This window comes from Streptomyces arenae (assembly GCF_022343545.1).
Lineage (GTDB): Bacteria > Actinomycetota > Actinomycetes > Streptomycetales > Streptomycetaceae > Streptomyces > Streptomyces humi.
Genome location: NZ_JAKQYH010000054.1, coordinates 26,293 through 41,077 on the forward strand (window position 1 = coordinate 26,293; position 14,785 = coordinate 41,077).

Here is a 14,785-nt window from a genome sequence, read left to right on the forward strand (position 1 = left end):
TGAACAGGATGAACTGGGTCCGGATTTGGGTCCTGAGACCCTCCGCCGAAGGGTATGTTCCGCCGTACGGTGCCACGATCGGTACCGAACCCGGAGGGGAGCACCATGAGCGACCTGATGCTGAGGATGCTTGTTGCGATGCAGCGGCGCACCGACGACCGGGGGCAGACCGCGGTCGAGTATCTGGGAATCATCGCGGTGGTGGTGGCGATCGTGCTGGCGGTCACCGGTACCAGCATCGGCTCGGCGATCCTCGACAAGATCATGGCGCAGATCAACAAGATCGTGTGATGCGTGGCCGCCGTTACGGCGACTCAGGGCAGGCCTTCCCCATCTACATCACCGTTGTGGGGGGCCTGCTCTTTCTCGCGTTCGCCTACCTCGCTGTCGGCCAGGCCGCGGTGAACCGGAACGGTGCCCAGACGGCCGCCGACGCGGCAGCGCTCGCCGCGGCGATGAACACGCGTGACGAGCTTGCGGACCAGTGGGTGAAGGACGTACTCGACCCGACCAAGTGGCAGGACATCTTCGACGGTCACATCGACGTCGCCGACTCGTGCTGGCGTGCCGACCAGTTGGCAGCCCAGAACGACGCGACGGCGCAGTGCAGCCCCGACCCGCCGCTGAGTTACCGGGTCGACGCCGAGACGAACAAGACGGTGGGTGACTCCGTGGTGCCCGGCACGGAGAACCTGAAGTCGAAGGCGCGGGCCACTGCCGTGATCGAGCCGCTCTGCACGTTCTCGCTCACCGGCGGGGGCGGCGTCCTGCCCGAACTCACCTGCCGGGACCGGGACTGGACCCTGGATCCGACCGACCTCACGCAGCTCCCGGGTCCCGAGGACCTCTTCGACGTCCACCTGGCCGACTGACAAGCGAATCGACGAGTGAAGGAGGAGGCCGAGCGATGAGTATCCGGGTCACTGCGAAGGCTCGCAGGGGGATGGTCGCCCTGGCCGTTGCGGCCGGTCTCGCCGTAGGTGTCGCCGGTTGCGGCGGCGGTGGTGGCGGCGACGACAAGAGCCCGAAGGCGTCCGCCTCCGCGTCGAAGAGCAGTGGATCGAACACGAACGCCCAGGAGGGGCAGTCGGACACTCCTCTGGCCGAACTCAAGGGTGAGGACGGGCTGCTGCTCCAGATCACCTCGGCCGACCGGGACTCGGGCGGATTTCTCACCGTGAACGGGGTCTTCAAGAACGACGGCTCCCAGTCGCTCGTGATCCCCTCGATCCTCCGTGGCGACGAGACCGAGATCGTCCAGCACGGCACGTCACTGGGCGGTGCCACGCTCGTGGACTCCAAGGGCAAGAAGCGTTACTACGTCCTGCGGGACACCGATGGACGACCACTCACCACGACCGGACTCTCGACGATCCAGGCCGGCCAGACCATCCCCGTCTTCATGCAGTTCCCCGCGCCCCCCGCCGACACCACCGACGTCACCCTCCAGCTCCCCACCTTCTCCAGCGGCACGATCAAGATCTCCGGGTGAGGCCGAAGTGACCACACCACGCCTGCCTCTGACCTTGGGCGCCGCGACGCTCCTGCTCGTCACGAACCTCTACGGCGCGACGGCGGCCCGTGCCGACGACGGCGGACCGAGCGTGCCCCCGGGCACCGAACCGTCCGCCTCCGCGCCCGTGAAGATCGACCCGACCGACCCCGACCTCAAGCTCCCCGAGGGCGCCACCCTGGCCGCGCCCAAGGTGCTGGACATCAAGTCGGTCGTGGAGGACCAGAGCGGGGACGAGCGCCGCGAGGACACCAACGCGGACGTGACCTTCGCCCTCCAGGCCGAGGTGCTGTTCAGCAAGGACAGCGCCAAGCTGAGCGCGGCGGCGAAGTCCCGGATCTCGGCGATCGCGGACGAGATCAGGAAGCAGAACGGGACCCAGGTCCGCGTCTTCGGCTTCACGGACAACCTGGGCTCCTCCGCCCACGGTGACGTCCTCTCCCGCCAGCGCGCCAACGCCGTACAGGGCGTCCTGGACCAGGACCTGAACGACCCGAACATCACCTTCGACGTCCGCGGCTACGGCGAGCAGTACCCGATCGCCGACAACTCCACGGAGGAGGGCCGCAAGAAGAACCGCCGAGTGGAGGTCACGTTCCCGAGGACCGGAAGCTGATCGGCGGAGCTGCTGTGCACGGCCGCTCCGGCACCGTCCTCACGGCACCTCGACGCCGACCCGCACCCCGGCCGTAAGCCCCCATCCCGCCATGGCTCCGGCCTCCGCCTCCAGCACGTGCCGAGAGCGGAGCCGGGGCCGGCCCAGGCGCCCCGGCGGCATCGTGCGAACGGCGATGACGGTCAGACGGCGGTCCAGGTAGGCGACGTCGATCGGCATCCGCATGCGGAAGGTGTGCACGCTGCCGGCCGGCGAGAGCAGCATCGCGCCGTCGAGCGCGTCGCGGCCCAGCAGCCCCTTCGTGCGGGCCCGGTAGGAGGCCGCGATCTCCAGAGGAACGACGACGGGTTCCGCGTCCCCGTGGATGAGCAGCCGTCCGCGTCCGTCCCGCCAGCGTGCCACGCCCGACCCCTTCCACGGTTCCCCGGAGGTTTCCGTGGAGACGGTATCCGCAACACGGGTGACGGGCGATGCCGCCACCGGTCACTCGGACCGGTGACGCCTCCCGGCCCGCAGGCGCCGAGGCGGCTGGCTGACCGCCGCCCGCCCGGCGGGTTCCCGGCACCGGCCCCGTTGGCGCGCGGCTATCGTCCACGGATCAAGAGACCTCCGGCCCCACCTGGAGTCACGCATGGCTGATCGGCTGAAGGTCGACGACACGGAACTGGACAGGTTCTTCAAGGACCTGAAGAAGGCGCAGGAGTCGTTCTCGGCGCTCCAGAAGGTGTTGGGCGATCCGGGGGCCGACGGCCTCGGCACCGACGAACTGGACCGGGCCTGCGACCGGTTCCAGGAGGACTGGCACTACGGCGCCAAGGAGATCGCCGAGCAGATCGGGCAGCTCACGGACATCACGAAGAAGGCGAAGGACGACTTCCACGAGGTCGACGTGGCGCTGGAGAGAGCTCTGGAGAACGCGCGGCGGAAGGGCGGGGCCAGGTGACGGTCGCGGACCGCTGCCCGCATCTCGGCTTCGACCCGGCGCCCGGCAGCACGGACCTGGTACGGGACATGCGGCGCAAACTGTCCGACTGCGCCAAGGAGATGGAGAGGGCCCACTCCAAGCTCACGAGGCTGATGGACGGGAGCTACTGGGAGGGCGACGCCGCGGTCGCCTTCCGGGAGCAGCTGGCGGGCGGTCCGCTGCCGCTCAACCTGAAGGACGGCGCCCACTCCGTCCACAGGGCCGCGCGACAGCTCGAACTGTGGGGCACGGAGCTCGCGGAGTTCCAGCGGCGGGCGAGGAAACTCGACGGTGAGGCCAAGGACGCGCGCGAGGCGCTGCGGCGCGCCCAGAGGCACGCGGACGACGCCGGTGGCACGCCGCCGGGCGGAAACAGGGCGCACCGCGGGGTGACGGCGGCGCAGGGCGACCTGGACGACGTGCTTGAGCGCGCCCGAGCCCTCGCGGGCGAACACGAGGACACCGCGCGCAGGCGGGCCCGGTACATCGGCGACGCCACGCACAAGCTGGCTCCGCACGAGCCGGGTGCGTGGGACAGGTTCACGGACTGGCTGGGCGACAACCTGCCGGACATCCTCAGCGCGTGCGCCGCCGTACTCGGTGTGATCGCGCTCCTGGGCCTCACGGCGGTGGCCCCCTGGATGCTGTTCCTGGCGGCGGGACTGCTCAGCGCCATGGCCTTGGGCCTGCGCGTCAGCGACCCCGAGGTCCTGGCCTCCCTCACGGACGGCTTCACCAAGGGCGAACTGGACATCGACTTCTGGGCCAACCTCCTGGGCACAGCAGGAGACTTCCTGGGCATGCTCCCGGGCCTGGGCGCGGTGACCAAGGGAGTCATGAAGGCCCCCGAGTTGCTGTCGGCCACCGCGGGAGCGGTCGGTGACGCCGGGGAGGTGCTGACCCTGGGGCAGAGAATCGCCAGGGCCGGTACCACGGCGGGGACTTCGATCAAGACCGTGGGCGTCTCGGTCCGGACGGAGGCCGCCGCGGCCGAGGGCGCCGTGAGTGTCCTGTCCCATCCCCGGGTGTTCGGCGGGCGGTTGGCGCCGATCATCGAAAAGGTGGACAAACCAGCGACCGTTCTGGGTGCCGGCACCGCCGTCTACGGCGTGGCGAGCAGCGCTGTCGACGCCTTGGACAACGACGCCGCAAAGACCGTCACCAGCCTCCTCGACGGGCCCAGAACCCTCGGAGTCGACGTCCCGGCGACAGCGGGTGCGCTCCATTTCCTGCTACGTGGTGCGGGTGAGGCTTCGTGAGTGGCGGAGCCTACGTGATCGACGAGTCGGCCCGGCGCGCGGACACCGACGTCTGGTTCGCGCTGCCCCCGGGATTCGTGCCGCTCCCGCTCGAGGAGCTGACGGCGGCGCGTGATCCGGAACGGACGGCAGGTCGGCTGACCGGTCTCGGTCCGGTCCTCCGGCTGGCCCACCTGTTCCTGGCGGCCGGGGCGGTGCGTTGCTGCCTCGGCCTTCACGCCGACGACCAGGCCGACGGCGGACCGCTGCTGTCTCTCTTCACGCTCGCCTGGCGTCCCGCCGAGTGGGCTCCTCGCAGTGTTCTCGCGGCCAGGGCCGCCAGTGGCTCCGCAACGGCCGAGTACCTGGAGACCCTGGAGCTGCCGTGCGGCCCCGCCGCGCTCGTGCAGACGCGTCTGGAAGCGCCCTCGGAGCTGGATCTCCACACGCCGGGCGGACTGCTCCAGATCACGGCCCACATTCCCTGCCCCGACGGCCGGCGCATGGCGATCCTCTCGCTCGCCACGACGGCCGTCGAGCGCGCCCGGCTCTACCGCGATCTGCTCCGGGACATCGCCGGCACGGTCAGTTTCGAAGACCCGCTACCGGTTGTGTCCGACGACGTACCCGAGAAGGACTGACATGCTCCCCACGCACCACCGAACGGCCTGGGACGACTCCGAGACCCGCCGTGCCTGGGCAAAGCTGGTCACCTGTGCGTTCCTGGGCCAGCTTCTCTGGCCCGCCGCGTGGCTGGGGCTGCTGGCCTGGTACGTGAGCATCTCGATCAGCTGGACGCTGTGGCTCTTCTTCGTTCCCCTGCTCTACACGTTCTACCGGGCGTTTCTTCAACCGGCCTATATCTCCTGGGCCTTCCACACCCGACGGTTGCTGCGCGCCTACCCCTGGCAGGTCTTCGAGGAGCCCCGGAGCGGCATCGGGGAGATCCCGGGAGCCACCGACGGAGACGTCTGGCTGAGCTTCCCCAACCCGGAGCGCCCCGACGAGACACTGCCGATGATTCTCAAGGTGCACGTTCGGTCCATGTGGTGGCGACGACGCCTCGGGCGTGGTTACACCACCGCGAAGGCCGCCCGGGCCAGGCAGGTGTGGTTCGCCGGCGACCCCCGTTTCGCCGCTGTCATCGCCGTTCCCGGTCCCTGTCGCCTCTACGTGGTCCAGCAGCGCCCGAGCGGCGACCGAGGTGTCGCCGACACCCATGGCGCAAGTGCGGCGGCCCTGGAGCGCGCCCGCCGTGCGGGAGTACGGCTGCCGGACCCGGATTCCGTCGCCCCGTGATATCTCCGGTGCCCGGTGCCCGGTGCCCGGTTGCAGTGGCTCGGGCGGCGGGTAGGACCACTCCCATGACTGCGCTTGGTGCTGTGTTTCGTCCTCAGTTGCCGCCTGAGCGGCTGCGTGACGTGGTTCGGGTTGCCGATGATGCGGGGCTCAAGGAGTTGTGGTTGTGGGAGGACTGTTTCCGGGAGGGCGGGATCTCGGCGGCCGCCGCCGCGCTCGCCTGGAGCGAGCGGGTGCGGATCGGCGTGGGGCTGCTGCCCGTGCCGTTGCGGAACGTTGCCGTCACCGCGATGGAGGCGGCCGCGCTGCACCGGATGTTCCCGGGGCGCGCCGTGCTCGGCGTCGGTCACGGCGTGCAGGACTGGATGGGTCAGGTCGGCGCCCGCGCCGAGTCCCCGCTGACCCTGCTGCGGGAGCATCTGGACGCTCTGCGCGCCCTGTTGCGCGGTGAGCGGGTGAGCGTGCAGGGGAGGTACGTCCGGCTCGACGACGTCGCGCTGGACTGGCCGCCAGCCACCCCCGTCGACGTCCTCGCCGGCGCCGAGGGCCCCCGTACGCTGCGGCTGTCCGGTGAGGCCGCCGACGGGACCGTGCTCACCTCCGCCACCTCCCCGGACGGGGTCCGCCGGGCCCGCGCGCTCATCGAGGAGGGGCGGCTGGCCGCGGGACGCGGTGCCGGCGAGCCGCACCACGTCGTCGTCTACCTGCTCACCGCCACCGGACCCGACGCCCCCGCCCGGCTGCGCGCCGAACTCGTCGCGGAGGGCCTGGAGTCCGTGCCCGACCTCGGCGTCGCCGGGGACGCGGACGCCGTCGCCAAGGCCGTGCAGCGGCTCGCGGAGGCCGGCGCCGACACCGTGATCCTCCAGCCGACGGCGGACGAACCCGACCCCGAGGGCTTCGTACAGTTCACCGCGCGGGAGGTCCGGCCGCTCGTGCCGTGAGCCCGGCCCGTTGTCAGTGGCGGGTGCCACACTCGCCGGTATGACGACCGACGACGTACGCCTGCGGCCCGTACGGGACGACGACCTCGAACTGTTCCTCGCCTACGAGCACGACCCGGAGGCCGTCCGGCGGTCGAGGTTCACCCCCCGGCCGCGGGACGCCTTCCTCCGGCACTGGAGGAACAGGGTGCTCGGGGATCCGACGGGCCTGGTGCGGACCGTCGAGGTGGACGGCGAGGTCGCGGGGAACATCGTCGCCTGGTGGGAGGGGCGGCGGCGGTTCACCGGCTACTGGCTGGGGCGGCCCTACTGGGGCCGGGGCGTCGGCAGCCGCGCCCTCGCCCTCTTCCTCCAGGAGGAGACCGTACGCCCCCTGTACGCGGACCCGTTCGCCGCGAACACCGCCTCCGTACGGCTGCTGGAGAAGAACGGGTTCGTGCCGTACGACGACCCCGAGCACCCGGTCGACGAGGGGTTCGTGCTCCTCGTGCTGCCCGACCCCCACCCGGCAGACGCTCCCCCCGACGAGACCCCCTGACCCCGGCCCCCTGCTCCCGGCCCCCCCGGCCCGGGATCTGGGCACCTCACTTCACTCCGGGGCCGTGTCCGGGTCCGGCGTCCGCGGGTGGTCGCCGGTCGCCCCGTCGATCAGTTCCCGCAGGATGTCCATGTGCCCGGCGTGCCGTGCCGTCTCCTCGATCATGTGCACCAGGACCCAGCGCAGCGACACCTCGTGGTCCCGCCAGTCCGGCCGCCCCAGCGCGTCCAGCGGCCGCTCGGCGATCACCGCGTCGGCCGCGGCGCGCGCACGGCCGTAGAAGTCCACGATCCGCCCGGTCGACTCCCCGGGCCCGGCCGACATGTCCTCGTCGCTGTAGGGGTCGAACCAGAGCGGCTCGACCTCGCCGCCGAAGCTCGCCACGAACCAGCCGTACTCCACCGAGGCCAGGTGCTTGACCAGTCCCAGCAGGTTCGTCCCCGACGGCGTCACCGGCCGCCGCAGCTGTTCGTCGTCGAGGCCCCGCAGTTTCCACAGCACCGCGTCCCGGTGCCGGTCGAGGCTCGTGTGCAGGATTTCCTTCTCACCAGCGGTGTACATCCCATCGGTCTCCATGGCGGGCGAAATTATCAGCGGGCACCGACAGCGGGCTGGGACCATGCGGCTCATGACAGAGCGGCAGCACCGCACCTTCGAGGACCTCGTGGCCGAGGGCATCGGCGTGCCGACGGACGGCTGGGACTTCTCCTGGTTCGAGGGCCGCGCCACCGAGGCGCGCCCGTCCTGGGGCTACGCCCGGTCGGCGGGCGCCCGGCTGGCCCGCGCGGCGGCGGCGCTCGACGTCGAGACCGGCGGCGGTGAGGTGTTCGACTTCGCCCTCCGTACGGCGGCCCCGGACCGGCCGCGGCTGCTCGCCGCCACCGAGAGCTGGCCGCCGAACGTCACCAGGGCGGGCGCCCTGCTGGGCCCGCGCGGTGTGCTGGTCGTCGCCGCCACCCAGGACGCCCCGCTCCCGTTCGCCGACGGGACCTTCGACCTGGTGCTCAGCAGGCACCCGGTACGGGCGGACTGGACCGAGATCGCCCGGGTGCTGCGGCCGGACGGTACCTACTTCGCCCAGCACGTCGGGCCCGCCAGCGCCTTCGAACTGGTCGAGTACTTCCTGGGCCCGCAGCCGGAGTCCGTCCGCCGCGGGCGTCACCCCGACCGGGAGCGGGCCGACGCGGAGGCGGCCGGGCTCGAGGTGGTCGACCTGCGCGCCGAACGGCTCCGCATGGAGTTCCACGACATCGCCGCGGTCGTGCACTTCCTGCGCAAGGTCGTGTGGATGGTGCCGGGCTTCACGGTCGAGGCCCACGAGTCCCGACTCCGTGCCCTGCACCGGCGGATCGAGACGGACGGACCCTTTGTGGCGTACAGCAGCCGGCACCTCTTCGAGGCCCGCAAGCCGGGCGGCCGACCCTGATGCACGGCCCTGATGCCCGGGCCTGATGCACGGGCCTTGGAATGCCAGGCGCCGAAGAATGGCCAAGAACCGCCGTCCGGCCCGGCCGACGTCGACCCTGCCCGCACCCGGCTCCCGGGGAACCCGCCCGAAGCCACGCCGATCCGTGCGGGCCCTGAGCAGGTCCGGGCGGGGCTCAGTTCGCATTGCGTGGCATTTGCTACCGGATTCACCCCAAACAGTGATACCGGATCATCTCGTACGACAAGTGGCGAATCTATGCATACGCGAACGCGAGACCTACGTGGGGTCTCCTCGTTCGCCCCCTCGCCTTCACAGCGTTCCCACATCGTTACCGTTGTCGCTACATGTGGACCCGACGGCTCGCGTAAGTTCAGACCAAGGCAATTCGCGTGAGCAAAGCTGCGCGGGCGGTACCGCGCAGTGGAGGGGGCTGCGCGGTGCCGCGATGTCCCACCCGCTGCCGTCAAGCCGCCGTTCGCAGCGGGGTCGCCCGTCGGGGGGACGGCCGGACAACACGCCGAGGCGGCCCCAAGGCGCCTCAAACCCTCTTGATCTCCCCGTCGGCGGCCACTTTCCCTGGGATTCCGCTGTGAATCGGCCATGCGGGACCCCCGAATCCAGCGTTTCCACCCCATCGGGGCGTCGCCGGACGACTCCGGAGAGTAGTGATGACGCGCCAATGCACGCAGCATCACTTACAAAGGGTTATGGTGGAAACCCCCCCTCGGGCCGGTCCGTCTCCCCCCCACGGACCGGCCCGTTTTTTCTGCCCCGGACTTCGCCGACGTGCCGAGCACCCCAAGCCGCGGCGTCCCGGCGTCTGGGCGTCCCGGCGTCTCGGGGCCACGCGGCAAATCGCGCGACCTACGCGATCCGTCCGCAATCAGCCGCGACCGGGCGCGACCCGTCCGCAACCCGCTCGCGACCGGCCGCGACCAGCCGAGACGTGTCCCCGGCCGACCTCGCGCCACAACTCCCCACCCCCATGGGCGCCCTCCCGCCGAACCCCCGTCAACTCCCAGCGGGGTAGGCTTCGGCCCGCGGATTCCCGCAGACTCCCGCAGCCGAATCACGAGGGGCGGACTTCAAGTGAACCTGCGCGACAAGCTGCGCGGCCTGCTCGTCAGGCTCTACGCACGCCGGGTGGAAGGCCACCTGGACCACGCTCAGGTGCCCAAGCACATCGGCGTCATCATGGACGGCAACCGCCGCTGGGCGAAGGCCGCAGGGTCCAGCACCGTGCACGGCCACCGGGCCGGCGCCGAGAAGATCGAGGAGTTCCTCGGCTGGTGCTCCGAGACCGACGTCGAGGTCGTCACCCTCTGGCTGCTGTCCACGGACAACTTCGACCGGGCCAAGGAGGAGCTGGTCCCCCTCCTCGGCATCATCGAGGACGTGGTCCGCACCCTCGCCGCCGACGGGCGCTGGCGCGTCCACCACGTCGGCACCCCCGACCTGCTGCCCGCCCCGATGCAGACGGCGCTGAAGGAGGCCGAGGAGGCCACCGCGCACGTCGACGGAATACTGGTGAACGTCGCCATCGGCTACGGCGGCCGGCAGGAGATCGCCGACGCCGTCCGCTCGATGATCCTCGACGCCCACGACAAGGGCGTCTCGATGGAGAACCTCGCCGACTCCGTGGACGTCGACATGATCGGCCGTCACCTCTACACGGGCGCCCAGCCCGACCCGGACCTGGTGATCCGCACCAGCGGCGAGCAGCGGCTGTCCGGATTCATGCTCTGGCAGACCGCCCACTCGGAGTACTACTTCTGCGAGGTCTTCTGGCCCGCGTTCCGCAAGGTCGACTTCCTGCGCGCCCTGCGTGACTACGCCGCCCGCCACCGCCGCTACGGCGGGTGACGTCACCGTGACGGCCGACGCGGACACGGCACACCTCCCGGGGTGCCACGGCCGCACCGGACGACACGGTCGTCACGTCGGACGACCCCGCCTCGCCCATGAGGTGTGAATCACCCGTTCCGGGACAGGGGTAACGCGGAGTTCACTTTCCCGTCGTTGCAGAACGTTGCATGGCGGCGCATGTTCGAGGGCATAAGCCAAGCAGGTCGATGCCCGAACCACGGGCGTCGGATCTCAGCGGGCGGCTCGGGGCCGTCCGCCCGGGAGGCCCTTTGCACCAGCCCGACCGTGCGGTCACGGCACGGACGAAGCAGCGGGGGGCCGGTTTTCGGCCCGTGCAGAGCGGCCGGCAACCGGTCCAGCTTCTCCTCGTCGCTCCCCGACCTCATCCGAGGGGGTACGTCCTTCCGTGGTGACCAGCACAACGCGCCGCAAGTCCGACCGGCGCACCTATGTTCTCGACACCAGCGTCCTGCTGGCCGACCCGAACGCCATGGCCCGCTTCGAGGAGCACGAGGTCGTGCTCCCCATCGTCGTGGTCACGGAGCTGGAGGCCAAGCGGCACCATCCCGAACTCGGTTACTTCGCCCGGCAGGCCCTGCGCCTGCTCGACGACTACCGGGTCCGGCACGGCCGCCTCGATGCCCCCATCCCGATCGGCGAGCTGGGCGGCACGATCCGTGTCGAGCTCAACCACTCGGACCCCAGCGTGCTGCCGAGCGGCTACCGCCTGGGGGACAACGACTCCCGCATCCTCGCGGTCGCCCGCAACCTGCAGGCCGAGGGGTACGACGTCACCGTCGTCTCGAAGGACCTGCCGCTCAGGATCAAGGCGTCCTCGGTCGGCCTCCTCGCCGAGGAGTACCGTGCCGAGCTCGCCATCACGGACTCCTCCGGCTGGACCGGTATGTCCGAACTGACCCTGTCCGGCGAACAGGTGGACACCCTCTTCGAGGAGGGCCGGCTGTACGTCCCGGAGGCCGCGGACCTGCCTGTGCACACCGGCCTGACCATCCAGTCCGAGCGCGGCAAGGCGCTCGGCCGGGTGACGCCCGAGGGCAGCGTCCGGGTGGTGCGCGGCGACCGGGAGGCGTTCGGCATCAAGGGCCGCAGCGCCGAGCAGCGCATCGCGCTCGACCTGCTGCTCGACCCGGACGTCGGCATCGTGTCGATGGGCGGCCGGGCCGGCACCGGCAAGAGCGCGCTGGCGCTGTGCGCGGGCCTGGAGGCGGTCCTGGAGCGCCGTCAGCACCAGAAGGTGATGGTCTTCCGGCCGCTGTACGCGGTCGGCGGGCAGGAACTGGGCTATCTGCCGGGCAGTGAGGCGGAGAAGATGAGCCCCTGGGCGCAGGCCGTCTTCGACACGCTCTCCGCGGTCACCAGCCGGGAGGTCATCGAGGAGGTCACCGCCCGCGGGATGCTGGAGGTCCTGCCGCTCACCCACATCCGCGGCCGCTCCCTGCACGACGCGTTCGTGATCGTGGACGAGGCCCAGTCGCTGGAACGGAACGTCCTGCTGACCGTTCTGTCCCGGATCGGCGCCAATTCGCGGGTGGTTCTGACCCATGATGTGGCGCAAAGGGACAATCTGCGGGTGGGCCGTTACGACGGCGTGGTCGCCGTGGTCGAGAAGCTGAAGGGGCATCCGCTCTTCGCGCATGTCACCCTCACGCGGTCCGAGAGGTCCCAGATCGCCGCACTTGTGACCGAAATGCTGGAGGACGGGCACATCTGAACCATCTGATCAGAGTGTCCAACTTGGGTTGAGTACCCGTCCGTTGGCGCCGTCCGGCAAAGGCCCCGAGCCTAGCCGGGCGGCGCCTTCGTGCGTGGGGGTTTCCTGAAAACCCCTGGGGGAAACGGGATGTGAGCTTTCACACGCAACTCGGAATTGCCACCCGGCGTCGGGTTACGGCAGAGTCTCATTCCTGTCAGGCCCCGCATACGACACACCCGTACCCCCAGCGGTGCGGAACAACAGAAGCACAGAGCTAATTCCATAGCGACGTCGTATGCCGCCCGAGCACCACGCGGCGCTCTCCTAGCGGGAGTTGCCCACCGGGCCCGTGTCTCCCGTGACCCAGTAGTGAGGAGACCAGCGTCGGGGGCAAGATTGCGTCCGCCAGGGTCACCGAAGCGGGCGATGCTGGAAGGAAACCGTGTGAGCCGGATCTCGGTCCGGGGATTCGCAGTGGCTTCGGCCACCGCGGTCACCGCTGTCGGAAGCGTCGTCGGTGTTGCCTCGGGCAGCGTGGCGCAGCCGAACAACGACGCAGAGGCGACAGCAGCCGACACCACGCTCCTCGCCGACCTGCCCGCTGGTCAGCAGGCCCAGGTGCAGACCGCCTCCCTGACGCAGCAGGCCGACGCCGTGGCGATCCAGGCCGACGCGTCCGCCAAGAAGGACGCCGAGCAGGCGGCCCGGGTGGCAGCGGCCAAGACCGCGACCGCCAAGAAGGCCGCGGCCGAGCAGGCGGCCAAGGAGGCCAAGGAGCGCGCCGAGGCGAAGAAGGCGGCCAGCCGCTCCGCGTCCACGGCCAGCTTCCCGGTCCAGAGCTCGTACACCGTGGCGCAGATCCAGGCGATGGCGCAGAGCATGGTGGCCAGCGGCCAGTTCCAGTGCTTCAGCAACATCGTGGACCACGAGTCCAGCTGGAACTACCGCGCGGTCAACGCCTCCTCCGGCGCCTACGGTCTCTTCCAGGCCCTGCCCGGCTCCAAGATGTCCTCCGTCGGAGCCGACTGGCAGACCAACCCGGCCACGCAGATCAAGTGGGGCCTGAACTACATGAACTCCCGCTACGGCAGCCCGTGCGAGGCCTGGTCCTTCTGGCAGGCCAACCACTGGTACTAGAGCCCACTCGGCTTCTCAACCTTCGACAGCCCCTCCCCGTCCTAGGGGGAGGGGCTGTCGCCCTGTACGGTCGGAGCCAACGACTCCAGGGGGGAGTGGTGAGCAACAGAGGGCGGATCATGTCGCGAGTGCCTCAGTGGCTCGGCCGGCTCGGTGCCGGACTGACCGAGATGGGCGAGCGGTTGGACGAACGCCGGGCCGAGGTGGAACGGGAGCACGGCGAGCCGGAACCGGCCCCGCCGTCCCCTCCCGTGCCGGCACCCGCCACCGCCGCCGTGCCGGCCCAGAAGCCCCGCAGGCCCGTCCGCCGCCCCGACCCCGTCACGGCGGTCCCCTGGGGGGTACGGGTCGCGGCCGAGGCCGGCTGGCGTCTCCTGGTGCTCGCGGGCACGGTCTGGGTGCTGATGCGGGTCATCAGCGCCGTGCAACTGGTCGTCTTCGCCTTCGTCATCGCCCTGCTGGTCACCGCGCTGCTCCAGCCCACGGTCGCCTGGCTGTGCCGGCGCGGCATGCCGCGCGGTCCGGCCACGGCGCTCACCGCGATCTCCGGGTTCGTGGTGATCGGCCTGATGGGCTGGTTCGTGACCTGGCAGGTCATGGAGAACATCGACACGCTCTCCAACCAGATCCAGAGCGGCATCGACGACCTGCGCAACTGGCTGCTGAAGAGCCCCTTCCACGTCACCGACAAGCAGATCAACCAGATCGCCAAGAACCTCCGCGAGGCGATCGGCGCCAACACCGACCAGATAACGTCCTTCGGTCTGGAGGGCGTCCAGGTCGTGGTCGAGACGCTGACCGGTCTGCTGCTGGTCTTCTTCTCGACGCTCTTCCTGCTCTACGACGGCGCGCGCATCTGGCAGTGGTTCCTGAAGCTGGTCCCCTCCGCCGCCCGCGACGGCGTGGCCGGCGCCGGCCCGCGCGCCTGGCGCACCCTGACGGCCTACGTCCGGGGCACGGTGCTGGTCGCCCTCATCGACGCCATCTTCATCGGCCTGGGCATCTACTTCCTGGACGTCCCCATGGCCGTCCCGCTCGCCGTCTTCATCTTCCTGTTCTCGTTCATCCCCCTGGTCGGCGCGGTGGCCTCGGGCGCCCTGGCGGTGGTGGTCGCGCTCGTCACCCAGGGCGTGTTCACGGCGGTCATGACGCTGGTCGTGGTCCTCGCCGTGCAGCAGATCGAGGGCCACGTCCTGCAGCCGTTCATCCTCGGCCGGGCGGTCCGGGTGCACCCGCTCGCCGTGGTCCTCACGGTCGCGGCCGGCGGCATGGTCGCGGGCATCGGCGGCGCGGTGGTGGCCGTACCGCTGGTGGCGGTGACGAACACGGTGGTCAGCTATCTGCACCAGTACTCGCACGAACGGTACGTGGACGCGGAGCCCGAAGACGCCGCCCCGCCACCGGATCCGGCCCCTTCCGAACCCGAGGACGCGGTCGTGCCGGCCGACGCCGGGGCCGAGAACGCCGAGGACCCCGCCCACTGATCGGTGAGCGGGGCCCACGGGCCCGGCGCCGGCGCCGGGCCCG

General features: G+C 70.6%; 17 protein-coding genes. 15 read left to right on the forward strand and 2 right to left on the reverse strand.

From position 1 onward, the window contains the following. The first annotated feature begins 105 nt into the window (after positions 1 to 105). The 4 genes from MB828_RS24145 to MB828_RS24160 are packed head-to-tail and all read left to right on the forward strand — an operon-like array spanning position 106 to position 2,129. Positions 106 to 291, forward strand: a complete 186-nt coding sequence (locus tag MB828_RS24145; protein ID WP_046732333.1) for a membrane protein — start codon at positions 106 to 108, stop codon at positions 289 to 291. Beyond that, a complete protein-coding gene (locus MB828_RS24150; protein WP_301650054.1) occupies positions 291 to 872 on the forward strand; it encodes a pilus assembly protein TadG-related protein in 582 nt (193 codons plus the stop codon). Before MB828_RS24145 ends, MB828_RS24150 begins: the two co-directional genes overlap by 1 nt. 35 nt (positions 873 to 907) lie before the next feature. Continuing rightward, on the forward strand, positions 908 to 1,492 hold the full coding sequence (locus MB828_RS24155; protein ID WP_301650055.1) for a hypothetical protein: 585 nt from the start codon (positions 908 to 910) through the stop codon (positions 1,490 to 1,492). 7 nt (positions 1,493 to 1,499) lie between these two features. After that, a complete protein-coding gene (locus tag MB828_RS24160) occupies positions 1,500 to 2,129 on the forward strand; it encodes an OmpA family protein (protein ID WP_301650056.1) in 630 nt (209 codons plus the stop codon). Positions 2,130 to 2,168: 39 nt separating this feature from the next. On the opposite strand, the gene MB828_RS24165 is transcribed toward MB828_RS24160, so the two are convergent. Further along, positions 2,169 to 2,531, reverse strand: a complete 363-nt coding sequence (locus MB828_RS24165; RefSeq protein ID WP_301650057.1) for a DUF192 domain-containing protein — start codon at positions 2,529 to 2,531, stop codon at positions 2,169 to 2,171. A 229-nt stretch (positions 2,532 to 2,760) separates the two neighbouring features. On the opposite strand from MB828_RS24165, the gene MB828_RS24170 reads away from it, so the two are divergent. From MB828_RS24170 to MB828_RS24195, 6 genes are all read left to right on the forward strand, one after another. After that, a complete protein-coding gene (locus tag MB828_RS24170) occupies positions 2,761 to 3,072 on the forward strand; it encodes a hypothetical protein (RefSeq protein ID WP_301650058.1) in 312 nt (103 codons plus the stop codon). Next, complete coding sequence (locus MB828_RS24175; RefSeq protein WP_301650059.1) at positions 3,069 to 4,352, forward strand: hypothetical protein; 1,284 nt, start codon at positions 3,069 to 3,071, stop codon at positions 4,350 to 4,352. The genes MB828_RS24170 and MB828_RS24175 overlap by 4 nt, the downstream gene beginning before the upstream one ends. Then, positions 4,349 to 4,972, forward strand: coding sequence for a hypothetical protein (locus MB828_RS24180; RefSeq protein WP_301650060.1), 624 nt, complete (start codon positions 4,349 to 4,351; stop codon positions 4,970 to 4,972). Before MB828_RS24175 ends, MB828_RS24180 begins: the two co-directional genes overlap by 4 nt. Before the next feature lies 1 nt (position 4,973). Then, entirely contained in the window at positions 4,974 to 5,630 is a 657-nt protein-coding gene (locus MB828_RS24185; protein WP_301650061.1) for a hypothetical protein, read from the forward strand. 65 nt (positions 5,631 to 5,695) lie between these two features. Continuing rightward, entirely contained in the window at positions 5,696 to 6,574 is an 879-nt protein-coding gene (locus tag MB828_RS24190; protein ID WP_301650062.1) for an LLM class flavin-dependent oxidoreductase, read from the forward strand. Positions 6,575 to 6,614: 40 nt separating this feature from the next. Next, positions 6,615 to 7,112 carry a GNAT family N-acetyltransferase gene (locus tag MB828_RS24195; protein ID WP_301650063.1) on the forward strand — a complete coding sequence of 166 codons (498 nt, stop codon included), beginning with the start codon at positions 6,615 to 6,617 and terminating at the stop codon, positions 7,110 to 7,112. 51 nt (positions 7,113 to 7,163) lie between these two features. Here MB828_RS24195 and MB828_RS24200 read toward each other — a convergent pair whose 3' ends face one another. Beyond that, on the reverse strand, positions 7,164 to 7,688 hold the full coding sequence (locus MB828_RS24200) for a DinB family protein (RefSeq protein ID WP_301650064.1): 525 nt from the start codon (positions 7,686 to 7,688) through the stop codon (positions 7,164 to 7,166). Positions 7,689 to 7,740: 52 nt separating this feature from the next. Between MB828_RS24200 and MB828_RS24205 the strand changes: the two genes are divergently transcribed. From MB828_RS24205 to MB828_RS24225, 5 genes are all read left to right on the forward strand, one after another. Further along, the gene (locus MB828_RS24205; RefSeq protein WP_301650065.1) at positions 7,741 to 8,538 is read left to right on the forward strand and encodes a methyltransferase domain-containing protein; all 798 of its coding nucleotides are present in this window, start codon (positions 7,741 to 7,743) and stop codon (positions 8,536 to 8,538) included. Between the two features lie 1,092 nt (positions 8,539 to 9,630). Further along, entirely contained in the window at positions 9,631 to 10,404 is a 774-nt protein-coding gene (locus MB828_RS24210) for an isoprenyl transferase (RefSeq protein WP_133025523.1), read from the forward strand. Between the two features lie 409 nt (positions 10,405 to 10,813). Continuing rightward, on the forward strand, positions 10,814 to 12,139 hold the full coding sequence (locus MB828_RS24215) for a PhoH family protein (RefSeq protein ID WP_046732322.1): 1,326 nt from the start codon (positions 10,814 to 10,816) through the stop codon (positions 12,137 to 12,139). A 426-nt stretch (positions 12,140 to 12,565) separates the two neighbouring features. Beyond that, a complete protein-coding gene (locus tag MB828_RS24220; protein ID WP_301650066.1) occupies positions 12,566 to 13,258 on the forward strand; it encodes a transglycosylase SLT domain-containing protein in 693 nt (230 codons plus the stop codon). Positions 13,259 to 13,377: 119 nt separating this feature from the next. Beyond that, positions 13,378 to 14,742, forward strand: a complete 1,365-nt coding sequence (locus tag MB828_RS24225; RefSeq protein WP_301650067.1) for an AI-2E family transporter — start codon at positions 13,378 to 13,380, stop codon at positions 14,740 to 14,742. Positions 14,743 to 14,785: the final 43 nt, after the last annotated feature.

What these genes read in the sequence shown, in the direction of transcription:
- MB828_RS24145 (WP_046732333.1), top strand. Translation starts at nt 106, where the DNA reads ATGAGCGACCTGATGCTGAGGATGCTTGTTGCGATGCAGCGGCGCACC.
- MB828_RS24150 (WP_301650054.1), top strand. Translation starts at nt 291, where the DNA reads ATGCGTGGCCGCCGTTACGGCGACTCAGGGCAGGCCTTCCCCATCTAC.
- MB828_RS24155 (WP_301650055.1), top strand. Translation starts at nt 908, where the DNA reads ATGAGTATCCGGGTCACTGCGAAGGCTCGCAGGGGGATGGTCGCCCTG.
- MB828_RS24170 (WP_301650058.1), top strand. Translation starts at nt 2,761, where the DNA reads ATGGCTGATCGGCTGAAGGTCGACGACACGGAACTGGACAGGTTCTTC.
- MB828_RS24185 (WP_301650061.1), top strand. Translation starts at nt 4,974, where the DNA reads ATGCTCCCCACGCACCACCGAACGGCCTGGGACGACTCCGAGACCCGC.
- MB828_RS24190 (WP_301650062.1), top strand. Translation starts at nt 5,696, where the DNA reads ATGACTGCGCTTGGTGCTGTGTTTCGTCCTCAGTTGCCGCCTGAGCGG.
- MB828_RS24195 (WP_301650063.1), top strand. Translation starts at nt 6,615, where the DNA reads ATGACGACCGACGACGTACGCCTGCGGCCCGTACGGGACGACGACCTC.
- MB828_RS24200 (WP_301650064.1), bottom strand. Translation starts at nt 7,688, where the DNA reads ATGGAGACCGATGGGATGTACACCGCTGGTGAGAAGGAAATCCTGCAC.
- MB828_RS24205 (WP_301650065.1), top strand. Translation starts at nt 7,741, where the DNA reads ATGACAGAGCGGCAGCACCGCACCTTCGAGGACCTCGTGGCCGAGGGC.
- MB828_RS24225 (WP_301650067.1), top strand. Translation starts at nt 13,378, where the DNA reads ATGTCGCGAGTGCCTCAGTGGCTCGGCCGGCTCGGTGCCGGACTGACC.